19 protein-coding genes are annotated in these 20,329 nt (G+C 55.9%); 10 read left to right on the top strand and 9 right to left on the bottom strand.

Annotated features, from left to right (window positions below):
- Positions 1 to 149: 149 nt before the first annotated feature.
- Positions 150 to 524, top strand: coding sequence for a ribose-phosphate diphosphokinase (locus tag DIC66_RS22265; protein ID WP_199534822.1), 375 nt, complete (start codon positions 150 to 152; stop codon positions 522 to 524).
- Here DIC66_RS22265 and DIC66_RS22270 read toward each other — a convergent pair.
- Complete coding sequence (locus DIC66_RS22270) at positions 493 to 1,581, bottom strand: hypothetical protein (RefSeq protein WP_117180380.1); 1,089 nt, start codon at positions 1,579 to 1,581, stop codon at positions 493 to 495. The genes DIC66_RS22265 and DIC66_RS22270 overlap by 32 nt on opposite strands.
- Positions 1,578 to 2,987, bottom strand: coding sequence for a saccharopine dehydrogenase NADP-binding domain-containing protein (locus DIC66_RS22275; RefSeq protein ID WP_117180381.1), 1,410 nt, complete (start codon positions 2,985 to 2,987; stop codon positions 1,578 to 1,580). Before DIC66_RS22275 ends, DIC66_RS22270 begins: the two co-directional genes overlap by 4 nt.
- Positions 2,988 to 3,254: 267 nt before the next feature.
- Between DIC66_RS22275 and DIC66_RS22280 the strand changes: the two genes are divergently transcribed.
- From DIC66_RS22280 to DIC66_RS22290, 3 genes are all read left to right on the top strand, one after another.
- Complete coding sequence (locus DIC66_RS22280) at positions 3,255 to 4,205, top strand: IS481 family transposase (protein ID WP_117180382.1); 951 nt, start codon at positions 3,255 to 3,257, stop codon at positions 4,203 to 4,205.
- Between the two features lie 157 nt (positions 4,206 to 4,362).
- The gene (locus DIC66_RS22285; protein WP_158558983.1) at positions 4,363 to 6,270 is read left to right on the top strand and encodes a hypothetical protein; all 1,908 of its coding nucleotides are present in this window, start codon (positions 4,363 to 4,365) and stop codon (positions 6,268 to 6,270) included.
- Between the two features lie 491 nt (positions 6,271 to 6,761).
- The gene (locus DIC66_RS22290) at positions 6,762 to 7,793 is read left to right on the top strand and encodes an IS110 family RNA-guided transposase (RefSeq protein WP_117180393.1); all 1,032 of its coding nucleotides are present in this window, start codon (positions 6,762 to 6,764) and stop codon (positions 7,791 to 7,793) included.
- Positions 7,794 to 8,431: 638 nt separating this feature from the next.
- On the opposite strand, the gene DIC66_RS22295 is transcribed toward DIC66_RS22290, so the two are convergent.
- On the bottom strand, positions 8,432 to 9,604 hold the full coding sequence (locus DIC66_RS22295; RefSeq protein WP_199534823.1) for an acetate kinase: 1,173 nt from the start codon (positions 9,602 to 9,604) through the stop codon (positions 8,432 to 8,434).
- 155 nt (positions 9,605 to 9,759) lie between these two features.
- Between DIC66_RS22295 and DIC66_RS22300 the strand changes: the two genes are divergently transcribed.
- The 5 genes from DIC66_RS22300 to DIC66_RS22320 all read left to right on the top strand — a co-directional run bounded on the left by DIC66_RS22300 (position 9,760) and on the right by DIC66_RS22320 (position 14,593).
- A complete protein-coding gene (locus DIC66_RS22300; RefSeq protein WP_117180394.1) occupies positions 9,760 to 11,112 on the top strand; it encodes a sigma-54 dependent transcriptional regulator in 1,353 nt (450 codons plus the stop codon).
- Positions 11,113 to 11,458: 346 nt separating this feature from the next.
- Entirely contained in the window at positions 11,459 to 12,841 is a 1,383-nt protein-coding gene (locus DIC66_RS22305) for a hypothetical protein (protein ID WP_117180384.1), read from the top strand.
- Positions 12,842 to 12,920: 79 nt separating this feature from the next.
- Positions 12,921 to 13,262: a hypothetical protein gene (locus DIC66_RS22310; RefSeq protein ID WP_147321390.1), complete on the top strand. Its 342-nt coding sequence runs from the start codon at positions 12,921 to 12,923 to the stop codon at positions 13,260 to 13,262.
- 5 nt (positions 13,263 to 13,267) lie between these two features.
- Entirely contained in the window at positions 13,268 to 13,954 is a 687-nt protein-coding gene (locus DIC66_RS22315; RefSeq protein ID WP_117180386.1) for a C39 family peptidase, read from the top strand.
- Positions 13,955 to 13,966: 12 nt separating this feature from the next.
- The gene (locus DIC66_RS22320; protein WP_147321391.1) at positions 13,967 to 14,593 is read left to right on the top strand and encodes a hypothetical protein; all 627 of its coding nucleotides are present in this window, start codon (positions 13,967 to 13,969) and stop codon (positions 14,591 to 14,593) included.
- Between the two features lie 478 nt (positions 14,594 to 15,071).
- Here DIC66_RS22320 and DIC66_RS22325 read toward each other — a convergent pair whose 3' ends face one another.
- Together DIC66_RS22325 and DIC66_RS22330 are read right to left on the bottom strand one after the other, a co-directional pair.
- Entirely contained in the window at positions 15,072 to 15,401 is a 330-nt protein-coding gene (locus DIC66_RS22325) for a J domain-containing protein (protein ID WP_158558984.1), read from the bottom strand.
- A gap of 57 nt (positions 15,402 to 15,458) precedes the next feature.
- Positions 15,459 to 15,971: a hypothetical protein gene (locus DIC66_RS22330; protein WP_117180389.1), complete on the bottom strand. Its 513-nt coding sequence runs from the start codon at positions 15,969 to 15,971 to the stop codon at positions 15,459 to 15,461.
- 308 nt (positions 15,972 to 16,279) lie between these two features.
- Between DIC66_RS22330 and DIC66_RS22335 the strand changes: the two genes are divergently transcribed.
- A complete protein-coding gene (locus tag DIC66_RS22335) occupies positions 16,280 to 17,332 on the top strand; it encodes an NAD-dependent epimerase/dehydratase family protein (RefSeq protein ID WP_199534824.1) in 1,053 nt (350 codons plus the stop codon).
- A 48-nt stretch (positions 17,333 to 17,380) separates the two neighbouring features.
- Here the strand turns inward: DIC66_RS22335 and DIC66_RS22340 are convergent, their stop codons facing one another.
- From DIC66_RS22340 to DIC66_RS23010, 4 genes are all read right to left on the bottom strand, one after another.
- Positions 17,381 to 17,920, bottom strand: a complete 540-nt coding sequence (locus tag DIC66_RS22340) for a universal stress protein (RefSeq protein ID WP_117180390.1) — start codon at positions 17,918 to 17,920, stop codon at positions 17,381 to 17,383.
- Positions 17,921 to 18,105: 185 nt separating this feature from the next.
- Positions 18,106 to 18,762, bottom strand: coding sequence for a SagB/ThcOx family dehydrogenase (locus DIC66_RS22345; protein ID WP_117180391.1), 657 nt, complete (start codon positions 18,760 to 18,762; stop codon positions 18,106 to 18,108).
- 15 nt (positions 18,763 to 18,777) lie between these two features.
- The gene (locus tag DIC66_RS23005; protein ID WP_147321392.1) at positions 18,778 to 19,212 is read right to left on the bottom strand and encodes a hypothetical protein; all 435 of its coding nucleotides are present in this window, start codon (positions 19,210 to 19,212) and stop codon (positions 18,778 to 18,780) included.
- Between the two features lie 115 nt (positions 19,213 to 19,327).
- Complete coding sequence (locus tag DIC66_RS23010) at positions 19,328 to 19,927, bottom strand: hypothetical protein (protein ID WP_147321393.1); 600 nt, start codon at positions 19,925 to 19,927, stop codon at positions 19,328 to 19,330.
- Between the last annotated feature and the right edge of the window lie 402 nt (positions 19,928 to 20,329).

Genomic DNA, 20,329 nt, shown 5'->3' on the forward strand with positions numbered 1-20,329 from the left:
AATGGATGTGGTCCTACAATCACGACCGCCCAAATATGGCCCTGGGCGGTTTCACCCCAAAGCAGCATCTGGCCATGGCTGCATAACTGTTCTACTTTTAGGTTCAGTGGAAATCGGTGGGATTACCGGGACGCCCCGTGGGTTTTGCAATGGTGGATAAACGACGCGCTGCTGGCGTGGTGAGCAGCGAGAACCTGGTGGCGGGCGATGTGGAGGGGGGTGTGGTGTTTCTGCTGGATGACTTGATCGCCGGTGGCGGCACTATGCAACGTGCTGCCCTGGCCCTGCGCCAATCAGGGGCTGTCACGGTGTTGGCGTTTGCGGCCCACGGCCTGTTTACTGGCTCAGCGGCGGCAGTGCTGGATGATGGCTGCTTGTCAGGCATTGCCATAACTGACAGTGTGCCGCCATTTCGCCTAGCCGCTGATGTTGCCGTGCGCGCAAGGCTGTCCATCGCGTCAATTGTTCCAGCCTTCGCGCAGGCCATAGCCGCTAGCCACGAGACTTGGCGCCACAAGCGTTAGCGTTCTGCACCACGTGCAACGCCTGCACGACATAGCGTTGCGCCAGTAGTGGCCAACGGTGGGGCGTGCGCGGCAGTGGATCCTGCAAATGGGAGATTGCCAGACGGGCACGCAACAAAGCCTGGTGAGCCAGGTAAAAGGCTTGCAGTTCACGGGAGGGCGGGTTACCTAGCTCCTGCTGCAGGCCTGAAAACAGTTGCCTACTAACCCATGGCGCTCCGGCTAAATCGCATTCCATGCCTAACAAGGCCAGTTCATGGAACGGGTCGAGCTGACGTAACTTGGTATTGAACTCCAGACAGTCAATCACCAGTGGACGCGGCATCAGGCACACATGGTCGGGGCGTAGGTCTCCATGCCCCTCCACGAGCTGCCCCTGGGTGGCGCGCATGCCAAGCATGGGCGCCAGTTTGAAACCCAGATGGTCCAGGCCAGTGATAGCACATTCGGCGTCAGGCAAGTCAAAACCAGGCCGTAGAAGCAAGTCACGGTTGGCAAGCTGCTGTGTCTCAAAACGGTCTAGGTATTCGTTCTGTGTCATGGAAATGACTGGTGCCTCACGGTAAAAGCGCCCCAGCACCCTTACCAAGGCATCAATCGCCGCAGGACGCAGCTGAGAACTGGATATTCGCTGAGACAGCATGTACTGTGCGGGAAGCCTGCGCATCAGAACCAGCCAGTCCACGGTCTGGCCCGGCGCGGGGAGCTCGACTTCGGGGACCAGGGCAAACCGGCCCTCGTACCATTGAAGTGCGACCACGCCAAGGTAGACACCCGGAGCCAAGCGCGCGTTAAGCCTTACTTCCTCATGGCAAAAGAAGGCCCTGTCTTGTAGGCTGCGGAAGTCGAGATACGGTAGGCAGACGGGCTTCTTTAGTTTATAGACGCGCTGGCCTACGAGAAATACCCAGGACATATGGGTTTCCAGAGCCGTAACCTTACCGTCACCGATGGTGTAGCTGCTCGGTGCTCGCAGAAAATTAACCTTAGCCTCAAGATCGGCAACGCAGGTCCCCTGCGGGCTGGCAATCGTCAGAGGCCGCGCTTGAGCCTTCATATGACCCTAAAGTTTCCGAACTGCCACGGGTCACTGGTGTCCACAGCTTCGGGGAACAGCTGTCCTCTGCCTTGCAGTGGCGTCCAGTCGGTGTAGACCCCACCCACATCGCCTAAGTAGGGCTTGCAGAAATCCAGCATGCCCTCAAAGGGCAGCTCATCGGGTTCCACGATATCGCGTGCAGGGTTTTTAATAGCCCATACCACGCCGGCCGTGACGGAGCACGCGACCTGCAGGGTGGTCGCATTGTTGTTCGGACAAGCGGCGCGGGCCTGGGCAATAGAGAGCTGCGAGCCATACCAGTAGGCTTTATGGCCTGGGCCCATCAGCAAAACACCTAGGGCATCTGCTCCCGCGTCGATATCGTCTCCTAGGATATGGCTGCTGACGGGATGGCGCATTTGGTTTTGAACAAGTTCCTGCAGCGACATCCAGGCGCTGTCACAAGGGTGGTATGCATACAGTACCGTGGGACGATACAGCTCGCTTCCATCCGGGGTATAGGTCAGGTAATCGGCTATCGAGATCGACTCTGCGTGCGTAAAGAGGTAGCCGTGCATGGGCCCACACAATGGCGTCCAGGAACGCACCTGGGTGCTGACGCCGGGTCGGCGCAAGTAGAGGGAGTCGACACGGCCGGATACAGGCTGCTGGCAGTCTGCAGGCAGATGCCGTTCGTGGCTGCCCCAACCGAGTTCGCTGGGTTGGCAGGCTTCTTCCACTAAGGCGTTCGCCGACCAGGTGTTGACACATTCCCCCATACGCCTGCGATAGTTTCCCGACTGGGTGTCGTGCTCAGCGATGTGGATGGCGCGCACGTTGAGCATTGCTGCCAGATGGGCCCAAGCCATCTGTGTGGTGGGACCTTCTAGCTCCATGTCCGCATCCTGAGCAAGATGGATTAAGGCCTGCTTGAGAAAATGTGATACCAAGCCGGGCTTGGCGCCATGGGCGATGATGGCCGTGGGTGCATCGCGCCGCGGGCTGCGCAGTGCCAAAGCGGCCTCGCGTTGGGCCTGGTTAGTCCTGCTAGCCAGGGGAAGAGAAGCATCCGTAAACTGGCCACCCCAAGGTTCAATGCAGGTGTCCAGGTACAGAACGCCCCTTTCCCGGCAAAGTGCGATCAGAGCCAGGCTGCTGACACCCACGGACAGGTTGAGCAGAAAGTCCCCCGCCTGCAACTGGTGTGCCAACGTCGCCTGCATATTCTCGGGCGTAACGGCACATGGCATAAGGTCCACACCATAGGAATCGGCCAGCGCCTTGTGCGTGGCATGTGGGGTGATGATCAAGATCTGTTTGGGGCGGATGACCAAGTGGCGCAGCAGCAGCGGCAGGACGCCCTGCGCAACGCAACCAAAGCCCAATACCATGAGCCGATGGCGAAACTCCACGGCATATGTCATGACAGGCTTCCCGAGAGATGGTGCTGCAGAAAATATACCGGGCTGGTACTTTCGGACGATTGCGGATTCGCAACGGAGGCTGGTGAGCAGAGCTGCGTATACAGTGGCGTCCAACCCGTTCGCATGCTCAGGTCCGTTTCATGTGCGCAGAGTGCGTAAGCCGACGCATTAGGTGTGAAGTTCCAATAGGTTGTATGTGCTCATCTGGATTGAGTTTGAGAAACTGGGAATCGCCAAACCCCCAGGAAACTCAAGGAACCCAACCAGATGAACACCCATAAGAATGCCCGACTTACCTTTGCCCGTCGAGTGGAAATGATCCAAGACATCACCCAGCGTGGTTTTAGCCCCATTGCCGCAGCAGCCGCACATGGCGTGAGTGCGCCTACCGCACGCAAGTGGCTGGGTCGGTATTTGTCGTCTGGTGTGCCTGCATTGGTGGATGCCTCGTCCCGCCCAGAGGTGAGCCCGCGATCCATTGACCCGGGCAAGGCACTGGCCATTGTGGAACTGCGTCAGCGCCGCTTGACCCAGGCACGCATTGCCGCAGCCTTGGGTGTCTCCAAGAGCACGGTGAGTCGCGTGTTGGTGCGTGCCGGACTCTCGCGCCTGGCCGACCTGCAACCCGTCGAGCCGGTGGTGCGTTACGAGCACGATGCGCCTGGTGACATGCTGCACATTGACACCAATAAGCTCGGGCGTATCGTGCGCCCCAGCCACAGGGTCACGGGCAACCGACGCGACAGCGTGGACGGTGCGGGCTGGGAGGTGCTGTTTGTGGCCATTGATGACCACGCCCGCATTGCCTTCACCGACATGCATACCGACGAGAAGATTCCCAATGCCGTGCAGTTCCTGCGCAACGCACACGCCTATTACGCTTCGATGGGAGTGCAGATCAAGCGGCTGCTGACGGACAACGGTTCGGCGTTCCGATCCCGCGACTTTGCCCAGGCCTGCAAGGACTTGGGCATCCGCCACCGCTTCACCAGACCGTACAGGCCGCAGACCAACGGGAAGGCTGAGCGTTTCATTCAGTCAGCACTCAGGGAGTGGGCCTATGGCTTCACCTACCAAAACTCCAATGAGCGAACTGCTGCCTTGGACTACTGGAATCACCACTACAACTGGCACCGCCCGCATCAAGGCATCGGCGGTGTAACACCCATGTCCCGTCTCAACCAATCAAGAAACAACCTCTTGACTCTTCACAATTAGGCCCTCGCCGTCCTGCCTGGATTACAGTGACCTTGACGACCACCGCCATGCGCGTCGTGGTTAAGGGACAGTTGACCGTGCTGCCGCTTGATAAGCCGCAATGGACATTGCCTGTTAGCTGCTTACGCTGGCTCCACGTAGAACTTGGGAGTCCAACATGCGGTGCTTTTCCATCCTCATTTCAGTGACCTTGTTGGCAGCATGTGGCGGGGGAGGAGGGGGCGGTGGCAATGCACCTGCGCCGCCGCGCACAGGTATTCCAGAATCCTACTACCCCGTCAGTACGGGCTCCCGCTGGACCTACGACGTCACCAGCAGCACTGCGGGGTCCTACGTGGATGACATGGTCGTAGCTGGTTCAAGGGTTATTTCGGGCGCCAACGCTTGGGTCTTTTCAGAAAGCAACCCGGCGGGAGACGGCATGGCCACTGAAAGCTATTATAGGAAAGACCTACGTGCATTCACCTATCTGGGGCAGAACCTCTATGCGCCTTGGCTGGATGCACTGATCAGTCCCCTGGACCTGATGCGATTCGACGGAACATTCAGCGCGTCGACCTTGTTGAGCCGCAACAATGTGGATTTGGGACTGGATCTGGATGGCGACGGAATGAACGAGCGCGCCGATGTGGTGGTCAGTGGCACGGTGGAGGGCTATGAAACCCTGGTGAATGACCTGGGAAGCTTTTCCAACACGGCCCGCTTGCGCTACGATATTTCGGGAACCATCCGGCTGTCCACAGGTGAGAGCCGTAACTTTACTGAGACATTGAGAGAGTGGCGCGCACCTGAGTTGGGCAGCCTGCGGCAGTCGATTGACTCCAACGTTGCCGGTATAACGCATTCAGACCACCTGGAAGCACGGGGCCTGACTGTCAACGGGATAGCCGCAGGGATACTGGCACCACGTGATTTGATGACCAACCTTGCCGATGCCGATTCCGACACCACCCTCCCGGGTCAAGCCGCCCTGGCAAGTGATGGTGCGAACTACATCGTAGTAAGCAACCGGATGACCCCCTCGGGACCGCAACGGATCTTGCAAATCTTGGATCAAGCTGGGCAAGCTAAGGGCGACCCGGAACTGATAGCGGTTACCGATATCTGGGGTTCACCATCCGTGGCATGGAATGGAGCCAACTACCTACTCGTGACATGGGGTGGGAGCGTTGTGGGCATGCAAGGACAGCTTGTCAGTCGGGATGGGAGTGTAGGCCTCGGCAAGTTATTGGCCTCTGATGGATACAACAGGGCCATAGCTTCGGGGGGCGATAAATGGCTAGTGGTGTATGCCCGCACCGCGATTGAAGGCTCACTTTTTGGGCGATTCATCGACAGTGCGGGCAACCCAAGTAACGAATTTACGGTCGCCACCGGGGTGGCGAATGCGACGCCTCCTGCGCTGGCCTTCAATGGCCATGACTTCATGGTGGTATGGGTGTCGCGGTCAACGCCGACAGACCCATCCACGAGCAATATTTACGCGACTCGAGTGAGTCCGGATGGTGCGTTTAGGGACGCGGTACCCTTCTCGATAACTACGGCCGCTGAAGCACAGTGGTGGCCACAGGTTGCCTGTGGCTTGCCAAACTGCCTTGTGACATGGGTCGATCGCCGCAATTACCCGGGGCAGTCCTATAACTATTCACCTGGACCCGGTGATATCTATGGTGTGTTCGTAAGCCAAGGGGGCGAGGTGCAAAGCGGTCCACCGGATGTAGGTGGTATCCCCATTGCCCTGGGTCTGACAGCCAATGCAGGCCATCCGGCGTTGGCATACTCGGGCAGTGACTATCTAGCGGCTTGGTCCAGCGGGGCTTTCGTGAATAGTCCTGGCGGACCAACTGGTGTCTATGCCGCGCGGATCAGTCCGGAAGGTGTGGTGACAACGCGCACGGGAGGGGTTCCAGTCAGCGGCGAGCCGGAGGCGGCAACCATTTACGTTTACCCGGCCTTAGCCGCCTCATCATCAGGGGTGCTGGCGGTATGGCTAAAAAACCGGGAGTCGGCAGGCGCAAGCAAGAGCATTGCAGGAACAGTAGTTTGGCCCCGAGTGTCACGCTGACATTGAAGGAGCCAGTAATTGCAGGTCCACCGATTTCAGACAAGTAGCAGCACGTGCCTGTACGTATGCCCGACAAGATTTAAGGAGTGTCCTAAGCCCTCCAATACGCGGACGAAGCGTTACCTTGGGGGCACTTCGGGCATGTATGCGTCATGTCCAAAACCAACGCCATGGGACTCATTCACCTCTGCGTAATCTGACTTGCGTGTCCGCAATGCAAGTCCATTTCGATTGACTATCTTGTCTTGAGTCCGATTGCTCAGTTTGAAGGAGATGCTATGGATGCCTCCAACCTCAAAGGAGCAAATCTTGAGCTCTGAAATCAAACAGCCGTTGATCAAGAAGGGAATCCCGAGTTATTGGGGTGGATCCTCTGATGGATACGGCATCAAAGTGCCCAAGGCGTGATAGACCAAGGTCTTCACAAACACCACAGAGGATCCGTCATGAATCGTAATACAGGAATGAACGCTGGACAAATCATCGGCACTATGAATGGCTTGCAAGTCTTTGGGCTGGATATTGCAAAGTGTGTTTTTCAGGAGCACACGGTGGATATGGGAACAGGTGAGATCAGCAATATTCAGCTCAGGCGAGCCGGGGTAGTTGAACACTTTACCAACAAGCCGCCTTGCCTGATTGCGATAGAGGCCTGTGGTGGAGCCCATCACTGGGCACGAGAGCTCAAGAAGTTGGGCCACACGGTGCGCCTAATTCACGCCAAGGCAGTACGCCCTTTTGTGGCTGGCAACAAGACGGATGCAACGGACGCACGGGCCATCTGGCTTGCTGTGCAGCAGCCAGGAGTTAAGTTTGTAGGCGTAAAGACAACAGAACAACAGGCAACACTCACCCTGCACCGCCAGAGGGACTTGCTGATGAAGATGCGCACCATGCAAACGAATGAGCTCAGAGGTCTACTGTACGAGTTTGGAGCCACATTTGCTAAGGGGCGCAAGGCGTTGTTCAAAGATGTTGCGCAGGCGCTGGACGATCTGGAAGATAAGCTGCCGCTAATGGTCAGAGACAGCTTGCGCGAGCAGGTTGAGCGCATCAAGGTGTTGGGCCAGGACATGCTGGCCATTGAAAAGCGACTGGCCTTGCAGCTCAGGGCGGACCCACAAATGCAGCGCATTGCCCAAATACCTGGGGTGGGTGTGCTGACGGCAACGGCGGCCATAGCAACGATGGGAGAAGCCACTGCGTTCAAGTCAGGCCGGGAATTCTGCGCCTGGCTGGGATTGGTGCCCACACAAACGGGTAGCGGAGGAAAGGTAAGACTGGGGAGCATCTCAAAGCGGGGCGACACCTACATGCGAACTTTGCTGATCCACGGTGCCAGAAGTGTCCTGCACCACGTTAAAGAACCAGGTCCATGGCTGCAACAGATCAAAGAGCGTCGCCCAGTCAATGTCGTGATCGTGGCGCAGGCGGCCAAGATGGCCAGAACGATTTGGGCGGTGACGGCCAAAGAGACTGATTACCAACGGGGCTTCAAGAGCGTCAGGCCGATTGCGGCGTGAAGGGCAAAAAGTCACATATTTAACCAACCAATCGAAAGGATATGGTTAGTCTTTGTAGGGTAGTAAGGCAGTAAAGAGTGAAGTGATGTGAAACAGGTCAGACCGGGGCGAGCTAAACCTGAATGATGACTCGGACCTAAACAGTCCGATACAGGAGATGAGGAGCTTGTCAGCGGATATGCATCGGGGCCCGTGAGCGAGTCTGGGAAACCAGGCGAACTACACAAGCAAGGCCGGATATAAGGACGCAGCCGACTTCTTCACAGAACAACACAAATTTTTCTTGCTACTCGGGAGGCATCCATATAAGTCATCATGCACCTCTTTCATTGCCCCGATCACCATACTCCAAAGATTCCCTACAATTGGCCTCTGGTGAATGCGCAGTCTTCGCTGTTTGCATTGTGTTTCTCATTGCATATTTTCGAAGTAAACACTGTCTGACTGCCGTACGCCTAGCATCCAAATAGGCCCCTAGAGGGCAAGCGTCTGCCGGTTGGTATCCGCTAAATGGCCAGTCCCTCAGGGTCTAGGCGTGACAGCCGTCAACCGGATTTTGAATCGCTTTGACCCCCAACGCCGTCACACCGCTGATTACCGCACCCGCAAAGCGCAGGCGTAAGCTCGTTGGGGGAGGATTAGAAAGTGATGGGCAAGCGGACTGTTACCGTGACATCCGGTGTATCGCGCGTCAGTCCGGCACCCACTGACAGGTTCAGTGAAGTGCTGCTGCTGAGGCGGTGGGAGTAGCCCAGCAAGAGAGTGCCCAGTTGTGTGACCACAGAGCCCGGAACGACTTCACCGTTCTGGCGGGTTCGGTCCACCATGCTGTGGTCATAGCCGATGCTAAATGATGACTTTTCGTTTAAAGCCAGACTCATTCCGAAATTGAATCCAAGGACTGCGCCTGGGGCGATGGTTCCCAAAAGTTCCTGTTGGCCATTCAGCAGAGTCAGGCTAACGTCATCGCGTTGGTAATTGTGGGTATAGCTCACGCTGCCAAAAAAAACTGCCGGGTCCGACGGGTAGAGCATCGTGAGGCTGGCCTGCAAGGAGTTAAAGCCAGATCCGGTAGGGAGGGCGGTCGGCAGACCGCTACCAGTGGCATTGGTAGTGTCACAACGCGGACTGCATTGGGTGGCCACTTCAAACGGGTCACGTCCCGTGCGACTTTTATAGCGTAAGCCACCAATATAGAACGGCTTGTCAGTGCCGCCCTCATTCAATTGGTAGCGCAAGGCGAGTTCCACGTCCCCAAGCCCTGAACCATTGGCGGAGAAGACGTCGTCTGTCGCTGCGCCACTACCGACCTCCCGGCTGACTGTATCGTCTGATCGGTAGGCATAGGGAACCCGCATTTCTAGCTCAAGTCGCTTGGTCAGACCTACGCGCCCCGACAAGGCCGCAACCATTGTGTTGCGTTTGACTTCACGTACGTCGACCAAACCAATCAGGATGGCTGGGATCACGGTGTAGCCAATCAACGCTACCCTATTGCTCGATGAATAGCCATACTGAAGGGAGGGCTCCAGCACAAAATGCCCGGGCTGAATGAGCACGCCAGGTTGCTCGAAGATAGCGCCCACCTCGGGCTGTAGTACATCGGCTTGTGGCGCCTTCCCTACAGGCACAGGCGCGGGCGCATCAGACGGCGGGTCGGACTCTGCAGTGGCTTGTGCCAGTTGAAGTTCCTCACTATAAACTTCGTCGTCATAAGGTGGATTGACCTGGGCCTGAGCAGTGCAGGCACAGACCATTAAGACTGCAGAACAGATGGTATGGATGACAGGCTTTCTGTTGATGTAGTGCATGAGTGCGACTCCCCTAATGTTCATGGATATGTTCGCAGTATCGAGAATGTTCAAGTCTCTCCGATTGCGAATAATCAATCGGGAGTACACCTTGCAAACTAACCTTCAAACCCCCCGTATGAAGGGTTCTCATGGCATTTAGGGAGGGTTTGGGCATGCCGCCAAAAAGTGTGTTGGTCGTAAGCTTGGAGATAGCTGAGGTAGAAATGCCGACTGAGTGGCTACCTTCAGGTTGGAAGGTGTTGCGTGTGATGGATGTGTGCAGTGCCCGTGAGGTTCTCACTGACAATACGTTTACGGTTGGATTGCTGCTGCTTGGCAGTGTGACGCCGCGTGATGTGGAGGCGATAGATGACCTACTTGAATGGAGGCAGTCCATTCCATGGGTGGGCGTCTTGTCTCCTCTGGCGTTGAGGGATGAAGGCTGTCGTCGATTGATAGTCAAGCACTTCTTCGAGTTCCATATGTCCCCGGTTGATGGACCGCTTTTAGCGCAGAGTTTGGAGCGTGCTGAAAGATATGCCGAGAAGGGTGAAGCAGGCTCGTTGAAGAATTCTCCTTCCAAATGTGCTGGGGATCTGGGTGACATGTCGATCATTGGGGACAGTCCAGTCATCAGGGAATTGCGTCGTCAAATAGTCAAGGTTGCCACGGTCAACGTACCTGTGCTGATATGGGGTGAAAGCGGAAGTGGAAAGGAGTTGGTGGCACATGCTATTCACAAAAATTCGCCACGTGCAGAGAAACCGTTTGTCGCGATGAACTGTGGCGCTGTACCAGCGAGTCTGATTCAGGCTGAGTTGTTCGGATACGAGCGCGGTGCATTTACCGGCGCGTTGAAAGACAAAAAGGGACTGATCGAATCCGCCGAGGGGGGGACCCTTTTTCTTGACGAAATAGGCGACCTGGCACTGGAGTTGCAGGTCAATCTGTTGCGCTTTCTTCAGGAGCGCACAATCGTCCGTGTGGGTTCGTCACATCCCCTCGATGTGGATGTGCGTGTCATTGCCGCTTCCCACATGCAACTCGAGGAGGCGGTGCGCTTGGGACGCTTCCGTGAAGACTTGCTTTATCGGCTGAATGTCTTGCCGATCACGGTTCCGACCTTGCGTGACAGAAAGGAGGATATCGACCTACTAGCACACTATTTCTTCAAGCGTTTCAGTGCCGAGAAGGGCCGCCGTCTGGACGACTTTGGAAGTCGTGCCATGTTGGCAATGTACCAGCATGATTGGCCGGGCAATGTGCGTGAGCTAATCAACCGTATTCGGCGGGCGATGGTGATGTCGGAAGGGCATCTCATCACACCTGAGGATCTGGGCTTGCATTGTGCTTCTGAGTTTGGACCGCGAGATGCACTGGGTGATGCTCGATTTCGAGCTGAGTGCGAGGCAATCCACGACAGCCTGGCAGGCAATGGTAATAACAAAACGCGCGCTGCACGTGACCTTGGAGTGTCACGCATGACACTGTACCGATTGATGGGAAAGCACGGCATCAGTGCTTGAGCGGGTTGTTTTACTAAGTCTGTTCGCACTGTCGCAACTATGTGACAACTACAAAAATAGATAAAAAGGTAATTCCAAGAGTCAATAAATAAATACTTTTTCGAAAAGTATAAGAAGTATGTAACACAAATGGGACATCAGGCAATCTGTTCTGCCTGACAAATGATTTGTTTCACTGGCTTTTTCGGAAAATATAGGTACTGATTTATCGTGGTTCTCCAATGGTTGGCAGCATGCATTGGTCTGAAATGACGATGCTGGCATCGAATTTGCAAGAAGGCTTGGTGGTTGGCCTCGTTAGCCAATCCGGTTTGTTTTCATCTTGTATTTAATTTTAGGAGTCATCATGAAGAAATCACTCTTGGCCTCTGCCATTGCACTAGCATTTGGTTTTGTCGGTCAGGCTATGGCCAACCCCGTTAACACAAACAGTGGTGCAGCAACCAACTCACCGCAGACGACGACAGCCGCTGCAGCGCAGACAAGCAACTCCGGCCCCACCGCCAATGAATATTCGACGGCGACCCAAAGTGCGATTAGCAATGCAAACAACGACCAGAGCGATCGGAGCGACAATTCCAACCAGAAGAACAACCAAAGTACCGGCAACGATCGGAACAACTCTGGTGCTGCTGACGCAGATGGAGCTGGTTCGGCTGCAGCCAATAACGGGTCGACTGCAACTAGCAATATGAGCAATGCCTTTAACAGCAGCAAAGCTATTGCCAAGGTGAATCTCAGTGGCACGGTCTCTGGCAATGCCATTCATGGAATTGGCAACCAGGCAGACAACAAGGGTGGTTCTGCCAACGGCGGAGTGGGTGGTGCCGGTGGCAAGGGCTATGGTGGCAGCGCAATGGGCGGCATTGGCGGCAGCGCTGGCAAAGGTGGTGCTTCCGGTGCTGGTGGCGCTGGTGGCGCTGGTGGAGACGGAGGCAATGCAGGTGCGTCGAATGGCAGCGCAAGCGCCGGTCCAGCATCTAATGGTAGTGCTCTCAATGGCAGCGCAAAAGCTGGATCTGGTGGCGATGGAGGCTCGGCCAAGGGCGCTATGGGTGGCGCTGGTGGCGACGGTAGCGGAACCGGTGCCGCGTCAATGGCCAAGGGTACGGGCATCGGTGGTGGCACCACCGCAAGCAACGGCAGTACCGGAGGCGGTTCTTCCGCAAGCAGCACTGGAATGGGTCTTGGCGCCATTTCGGGCACTGGCAGTTCCACCGCTGGGGCTGCCACCACAGGTGCAACCAGCGCGGGAGCTGGTACCACCACAGGTACATCCACACCTAACGCCACTGGAGGTACTGCATTGGGTGGAGCTGCAGGCTCTGCAGGCAACACGGGCGGCGCTGGCGGTACGGGTGGCTCTGCCACCAATGGTTCAGCCACCAACGGCGGCGCATCGGCCTCGGCAACCAATGGAGGTGCCAGCGGCGGTTCAGCACAGGGCGCGACGGGCGCAGTGGGTGCGCAAAGCGGCCAAGGCGGCGCCGGTGGCACTGGTGGCCAGGGCTTGGGATCTACCGCTGGTGTGGGTAACGGTGCTACAGGCGGTGTTGGCGGAGCTGGTGGCACCGTCTACGTTGATGCGGGCACCTTCAACATGTCCAACGTCATGAGCAGTGTGGGGCAGTCGGCTGCAGGCATCTTTGCTGCGGTGCAGAACAGCGGCATGAGTTCCATGGTGCAGCAGGCAGTGAATGTTCAGGCCAATCTGGGCATCGGCAAGTAATCACTACGGTTGCTCCATAGCAGTTGCGGGGCAAACGTAAGTTTGCTCCGCAAGTTTCATTGTTCCTACGGAGACCATCATGCGATCTATTTATCCACTGGTACGTTTGATCTTGGCATTGTCTGCGGGAGGCTTCGGCGTCTCAAATGCCCAAGAGACGACACGACAAGACTACGAGTTCGGTGCTCCTGCTCAAGAGGCCCAGCTTGACAACCTTCGGGGCGGCTTTGATTTGGTCAAAAACGACATGCAGCTGAGCAGCGCTGTCGCCGGGAATTCAGCCGTCAATGTGGTCACGGGGAACAATACGATTGGCGATGGTGCTTTTGCCAATGCCGGTGGCCTCCCAATGGTTATTCAGAACTCCGGCTCAAATGTCTCCATTCAGAACGCCACTATCGTCAACGTCCAGTTGAAATAGCTTCCATGAAAGCTCTGTGCATATCGACGATCCTGTGGTTGTGCTTGGCATGCGCCAACGTGCAGGCTGGAACCTTACAAATGGTGGGTATGGGTGTCGGCTCCTTTGATGTGCCCGTGACTAGCCTGCGTGAGTCGCGGTTCCTGGCTACAACGCGGCAACAGTACGATTTCAGTTGCGGATCTGCAGCTGTTGCCACCTTGTTGACCTACCACTACAACTACCCGGTATCCGAACGTGCGGTCTTTGAGGACATGTACGAACGTGGTAACCAGGAGAAAATCCGCAGAGAGGGTTTTTCTCTGTTGGATATCAAAGCGTATTTGGGACGAAAGGACTTCGTGGCGGATGCCTTTGAACTGCCATTGGCCAAATTGCTGGAGTCTGGCTTGCCTGCACTGGTGCTGATTTCCGAAAAGGGTTACAACCATTTTGTCGTGGTTAAGGGCATCCAAGACGGTCGCGTATTGATTGGTGACCCCTCAAGCGGAACGCATGCGATGTCCCAGGTTGCTTTTGAAAAGATTTGGCAATCCAGGTTGCTCTTTGTCATCCATAACAAGCAGGATCAGGCTCGCTTCAACAACTCGGCGGAATGGCGGGTTGCTCCCAGGGCCCCTCTTGCTTCTGGTTTGTCCTCTGACCCGTCCACCGCTCTGTCTTGGCCCAAGCTGGGCCCTGGTGATTATTAGAAGGAGATTTCCATGATCAAAAATTCCAATCGTCTGGCGTGCGTTGTGGCGTGTGCCTTACTTTGCAGTGCGGGCGTGGTTAAGGCGAACGCGCTGCACGGCATTTACAGCGAACCCTTCGATGCAACGGCGTGGCAAGCAGCAGAGGATTCCATTCTGGATTCAATGCGGGGCGGGTTCCAGGTCAATCCGAGCATTCCCGGACTTGCCATTTCCTTTGGCTTTACGCGGTCGGTGACCGTCAATGGAGACCTCGCCTCACAGATACATTTCACGTTGCCCGATCTTTCCCACATTTCGGTGGATCAGGCTAAGCAGGTGAGTGATGCCCTGGCCCAAGCAAGAATCGTCCAAACAGGTGCTGGAAACAGCGTGGTTGCGGGCAATGTCGGCGCAGTATCCACGGGCAGTTCGGTACCGAGTGACGGCAGCCTGGCTGCGAACAGCAGTGGCATAGCGCCAGTTGTTCCAGTTGCGGCCCTTACGAATCCAACCGTTATCCAAAACACCCTGAGCAACCAGCACATTCAGGCTCTGACGCAGATCGACACTGGGGTTAATAGTTTAGGGATGTTGCACGCCATCAACAGTCAGGGCATTCTGCGTGACGCAATTATTGGAGCAATTGGGGTCCGTTAAGGCATCACCAGAAAGCGGTCCCAAGTACACTTGGTATCGCTTTGGACACAATTCTTCGCAAAGCGGAGCCGGGGTCATTCATGCAGTCTCTAGGGGCTGAGTCGTTTGTCCGTTTCAATGGGATGATTCCCGGGATGGGAACGTGGGCGAGACGGATGATTCGTGTCAGGTGAAGTTGACCCGAATGGTTGGGCCTATGGTGTGTCTGGACTTCTTTTTCCTCCAGCAGCCGACTTCTAGGCGTATGCCGCCGCTACATGAGCACAGCCCGTTGTCGCTTATGTGCGGTGTGAATATTTAATGCAAATGCTCGCTTTGCACGCCTTAGCTCTTGGTGTAAATCTGCACCGGTACGCGGGTACCGGTAAGGCAAGTACAGTCCGCAGATTTGTACATCACCTCGGGCTGCCCTGTTGGCACAAGCTCCATGCCACTCTGGCCTGCTTGCAGGGGATGTCCCAGTTGAGTAAGTCCTTGCTCAGTCCAAGGGTCGGAAGGCAAACTTTCGGGACACTTGGATGCCGCCGTCCGGGCGTTCTTGTGGGCCGAAAGGCACACCACTGCCGCGACGCTCCAACGCTGGATATTGTGCTTGCAGCGCGTGGTCGTAAAGACGGCGTTGTTCCGGATCAGACAAGACGGCATATGCCTGGTTGATCAACATCAGCCGGTGGCCTGCCTCTGAGGCGCCAGAGCGCTTGTCTGGATGGTGGAACTGAGCCAAGTAGCGATAGGCTGCCCTGATGACCATTGCACTGGCACGCGGGCTCACTTCCAGTACTTCATACAGATTGGTCTGTAGATCCATGGAACCATGGTGGGACTTGAGGCTTGAATGCATGCTGTGATTTCCCAAAGCCGGCTGTCATTGCACTGCATCGGTAGACTTAAGGCTGTCGATCCATTTCCTGGTGAGCTGCAGCCATTCATCCTGAGCTTTTCCCCATGTGGCGAGCACAAAATTCTCAGGAGAGGCTTGTCTATCTAAGGTTTCCGCTGTCTCCACTGTCTTGTCCCAATTTCCGAGCCAAAGCAATTGGGAGTCGTACATCTGTTGCACGGCAGCAGCCACTTCCTTCGCATAAAGGTCCAACTGTTGACTTCCGGCTTCGGACTGTGTGGTTGCCAACTGCCAAGGGTTCTTTGCGTTTTGCAGCTTTTGCATTTCGGATGCCAAAGACTCGCCCCAGGAAAGCGTGGTATCCACGAGTAGGTGCTGCAGTTGCAGCATCCAGTCGTTGGATTGCTGTGCCGCATCAATCGAGGAATGCAGCAACTGACTAATCGTTGGCAGGGAGGACGCCTGTGATGTAGTGTGCGCTGTGCCATGGACCTTCTGGTTTACGTACTCATCTGTAGGGTGTCGGTTGCGCGCCATCGGATTCTCCAAGTCAAAAAGATCAAGACTTAATCTTGTGGGTTTGAGAGCCTAGGGCGTTGATGATCCGCAATTGAGAGACAAGTCACCCTTGATGTAGCCACTTGCCGAGTGGGCGTACATTGCCTGATGGATGCACCTGTTATGTCTGCCATACACGGGCTTCTGAGACTGCGGTGAAAAAACGCTGGAGGCTCCACACACGGGCTTGCTATTTCTCAAGTGGTCGCGGGGTCGTCCAGTTAGGCTGCAGTTGTACCGGGTGGCATCTTGCTGCCCTGGTTTCATTTTAGGAAGGTGCACCGTATTTGAGTGACATACCTGCTCCGTTATGCCTGATTACCGGGGGCTCCGGCTTCTTGGGTATCAATTTGACACGATCGCTACTTTCTCGTGGCTATGCAATCCGCACCTTGGACATAGAACCGTTTAATTTTCCTGAACAGTCTCAGATCGATGCGCGGTTGGGAGATGTTCGGTCGGTTCAACAGGTCGATTCGGCGATGTGCGATGTATGCGTGGTTGTCCACTGCGCCGCAGCCCTTCCTCTTGCTTCGCCAGCAGAGATTGCGTCGACCACTATTGATGGCACCCACATATTGCTTGAGGCCGCGAAGCGTCACGGCGTGCCGCGCTTTGTCTTCATTTCCACAACGGCCGTCTATGGCATACCCAACCACTATCCCGTCTTTGAAACCGATCCGCTTCAAGGAGTGGGGCCCTATGGATGCGCCAAAATCCGCGCTGAACAGTGGTGCATCAGCTATCGTTCGCCTAGCCTCTCAGTCACTGTGCTTAGACCTAAGAGCTTTGTTGGTGCGGAGCGCCTAGGTGCTTTTGAGTTGCTTTTCGACTGGGCATTTGATGGGCGCAACTTTCCTGTACTTGGAACTGGGGACAACCTGTATCAGCTGTTGGACGTGGAGGACCTTTGTGAGGCTATCCTTTTGTGCATCACCTTGCATTCTGACCGGGTGAGCACTACGTTCAACGTTGGCGCCAAACAATTCGGCACCTTGCGCCAAAGCTTTCAGGCTGTTCTAGATCGTGCAGGTCATGGTGGGCGCGTGGTGTCCTTGCCGCAGAGGCCAGCACAATGGTTGTTGTGCTTGTTAGAACTGATGCGGCTTTCGCCTCTGTACCGCTGGATATATGCGTCTGCCAGTCACACAAGCGTGGTGTCTACGCGACTTATCGAGGCAAACACAGGCTTTTCCCCACGCTATTCCAACGTTCAAGCGCTTGTGCGCAACTACGACTGGTATGTTGCGCACCGCAAAGAGATTCAGTCGCGCCTTGGAATCACCCATCGTGCTCCCTGGCGGCATGGCGTGCTGGCTTTGGCGAAATACCTGTTCTGAAGCTGACCTTTTAGTTGCTAACTGCCACAAGATGCCGGTGGGTTTGCCTCAGCGACATTTTTGTCGCTGGGTTTGGGCCAGTTTCTCTCCTTTAACCCGCGCGACCTCCCACACGTTCTTGTTTCTGTCAGACAAGGGCAGAGGACGTGCCTCGTCATGTACCACCAGGACGGGAATGCAGGTGCGCTGCAAAACTTGGTGTGTCACACCTCCTAACACCCAGCGCTGCAGCCCATGCTGCCCGTGTGAGCCCATGACCAGTAGGTCTGCGCCACAATTTTGCGCAGTATCCAGAATGCCTTTCCAAATCAGGTGCTCCTCGATCACAAAAGTGTGGGGGCAAATCCCCATGGATTGAATCATCTGACAGGCTCTGTTGATCGCATCGGCGGCAACCCGTTGTGATGCGGCCACGTAATGGGCGCATCCCTGCGCGAAGTCGGGACCCACGGAGGTAAACGGAAAAGGATCGACAACGCTCATGAGACAGAGCTCGGCGTGAAACGCCTTGGTCATTGCCACCGCACATTCAACAGCTGCCAGTGACCGGGGTGACGAATCCACAGGCAGCAGGATCTTTTTGAACATGGTTTAGTCAATCGAAAGCGTAATGGCATTCAATTGGAGGCGAGCAAGTTGCATTTCCAGGTAGTGCTTGTAGGTCAGGTGATGGAAGCCCCCAGAGTGACCGACCGCTTGCATGGGTCCGTGCCGCGGGGCAGCCCGGGGCTGAACGGCCGCCACGTCCGGGCTTACTGCAGGTATCGCTGTGATCACGGTTTCACCATATGCGGCTTGCCCACGGTCTGGGCTAGCAAAATTTGCTGGTCGGGACCAAGCCGCATGGCTTGCGAAAGAGTATGGCGGTCAAACCATGCACGCACGACATTCGACAGACCCTGAGATTCGCAGAAGAGTGCAACATTCTGCGTCATGGCGCCTGCACTGATGGCGCAGTAGAGTGTGCGCTTGGATGCGGTTACCAAGCTCATCCGCGAATGATCCGCCACATATACAAAGTCCAGAGGAGCCGTGTCAACGAAGTCCTGGTAGCCAGTGACACGGCGGACATCTTGCGCGATCACCATCTTGAGCAGGTGCTGGCCGGGTTCATACACATACAGACCCTGCGCCATGGCAACATACAAATCCACTTCCTGTGCATTCATTGCAGAGGGAGCCGTTCGGCCGCCGAGTTCAGGGCGGTTAACACCGCAGGCAGCCCACAACAAATTGGAGAGGGTTTGCAGGCCAAGAAGTTCGGGTAGGAAGTCACGTTGTGACTGCCGCCGCTTCAGTGCATCCATCACGCCGAGGCCACCGGTCGTTTCTGGTGGAGGTAATTCGATATTACTGGCACTATTGCGCTCTGGGTCTGGCAATTTCGTCCACCCCATCATTCCGAGTGCCAATTTTGTAAGTGTGTTCATGGTGTTGATGTTGGCCTATTGCCAGGCACGGAATACAGGCGTTCGCAGGGCACCCCAATGGCAGGCGGAAAACGCCTGGATGAAATGATCCAGCTCGGATGCGGGCAGCGGGTCAATCATCCATCGCTTTGCCCGTGTGCCTTGGGGGGCTTCTGCGCTGGCATGAATCTTCGCTGCATAGTGTCCCGACTCCTTGGGGCGCAGCACCGCGTTGGCGCGCGCTGGCTCCAACCTAGCAAGCAAGGCATTCAGGCAGTGCGATGAGCGATGTCCCCATGGAGCATCGGGCAAAACGTACACAACGCCATGCTCATCCTCCCAGTAGGGTGCTAAGGCCAAGGCCTTCAAAAGATCATCCTGACGAACGGTCTGGTTTTCCGTGAAAAGGGCCTTGCCTGGCCACTGTGACTTCACAGAAGCAAGCGGTGATTCGGGGCTGATGGTTTCCACAAGCGGTTCTCGGTAACAGGTTTAAGCTGAATGGCATCGACGGAAATTGAGCGTCTGCGCCGTTGCTTCCGAACAGGGTGGGGTGATTGTTGATATCCTAGGCGTCGGTTGGCTGTCAAGCATCGCCTTGTGAGGCCTGACACCAATCCAGAAGTTGCAGGGATTCTCTGCCAGTCACGCGCGAGCCAACAACCGTCGGCTGCGTAGGACGGCTCCTACGCTCGGTGGCATAGCTCAAAGTGCGCTGCAGGCCGGTTCGGACACTAACCCGATGCAGACCTGGATTCATCTCAATATCCTGGGTTATGCCGTTGGATCGGAGCATGCCATGGGTCGTTTTTCTGGCCGCGCTGTCCATGCGCTCTCGACCAAAGTCACAGCGCAGGCTGCCGCCGCCGTTGTCACTTTTGGCTGGTGCTTTGAGGGTGGCTACGGCGCTGCAGGACGCTGCGCTTATTATCGCGGTGCTCTTATCGATTTCGTTCGGAATACCTCCTATTGGTTGCTGCACACCGGGGAGTACATGCGATGCCTCCATCCCGCTTCCAGGCTGGGTAGTACAGATATGCGCCCAAGTGCCCTCAACGCAACTTTTGTGGTCTGTCAGGCTCACAAAACGATCTGAAGGTCTGGCCACAATATCTGCTGATGTGCCGGAAGGATTCCATTCGGTTTCACCCTCAACGTCATTCCACAATAGCACGTCATATTTCATGTAGAGGCACCTCTTCAATTGCAATGATTGGCACCTTGGCTGAGCTTGCAGGCTCCGCTGAAATAGAGCTTTCTGTCTTGCCAAGTCCAAAGAGATGTATCGACTGTACAAAGGGGCAGGAGGGCGAACTTGAGAATTCGCAAAGGATTTCCGCATCATGCGGCTTGCCGTTTAGCAGGTTCCTTTAGCGTTGGACTATCCATTGGGAGCAATGCACCAACCCATACATGGCATGCGATACCTTACGTTCATGTAGGCAACTATCCACCAGCTCAGTATGCGTCCGGCCATCCCATATTGACCGCTGACCTCGGTCATGCCTGACAGTTAGACAGCAATGTCTTGCCAGCGGTGCGGCAGTAATTCCCCGATCTGGCTGGCCCGCTGTGTTGGTAGACGTGT

Origin of the sequence: Rhodoferax lacus (genome assembly GCF_003415675.1) — a bacterium.
GTDB classification, from domain to species: domain Bacteria; phylum Pseudomonadota; class Gammaproteobacteria; order Burkholderiales; family Burkholderiaceae_C; genus Allorhodoferax; species Allorhodoferax lacus.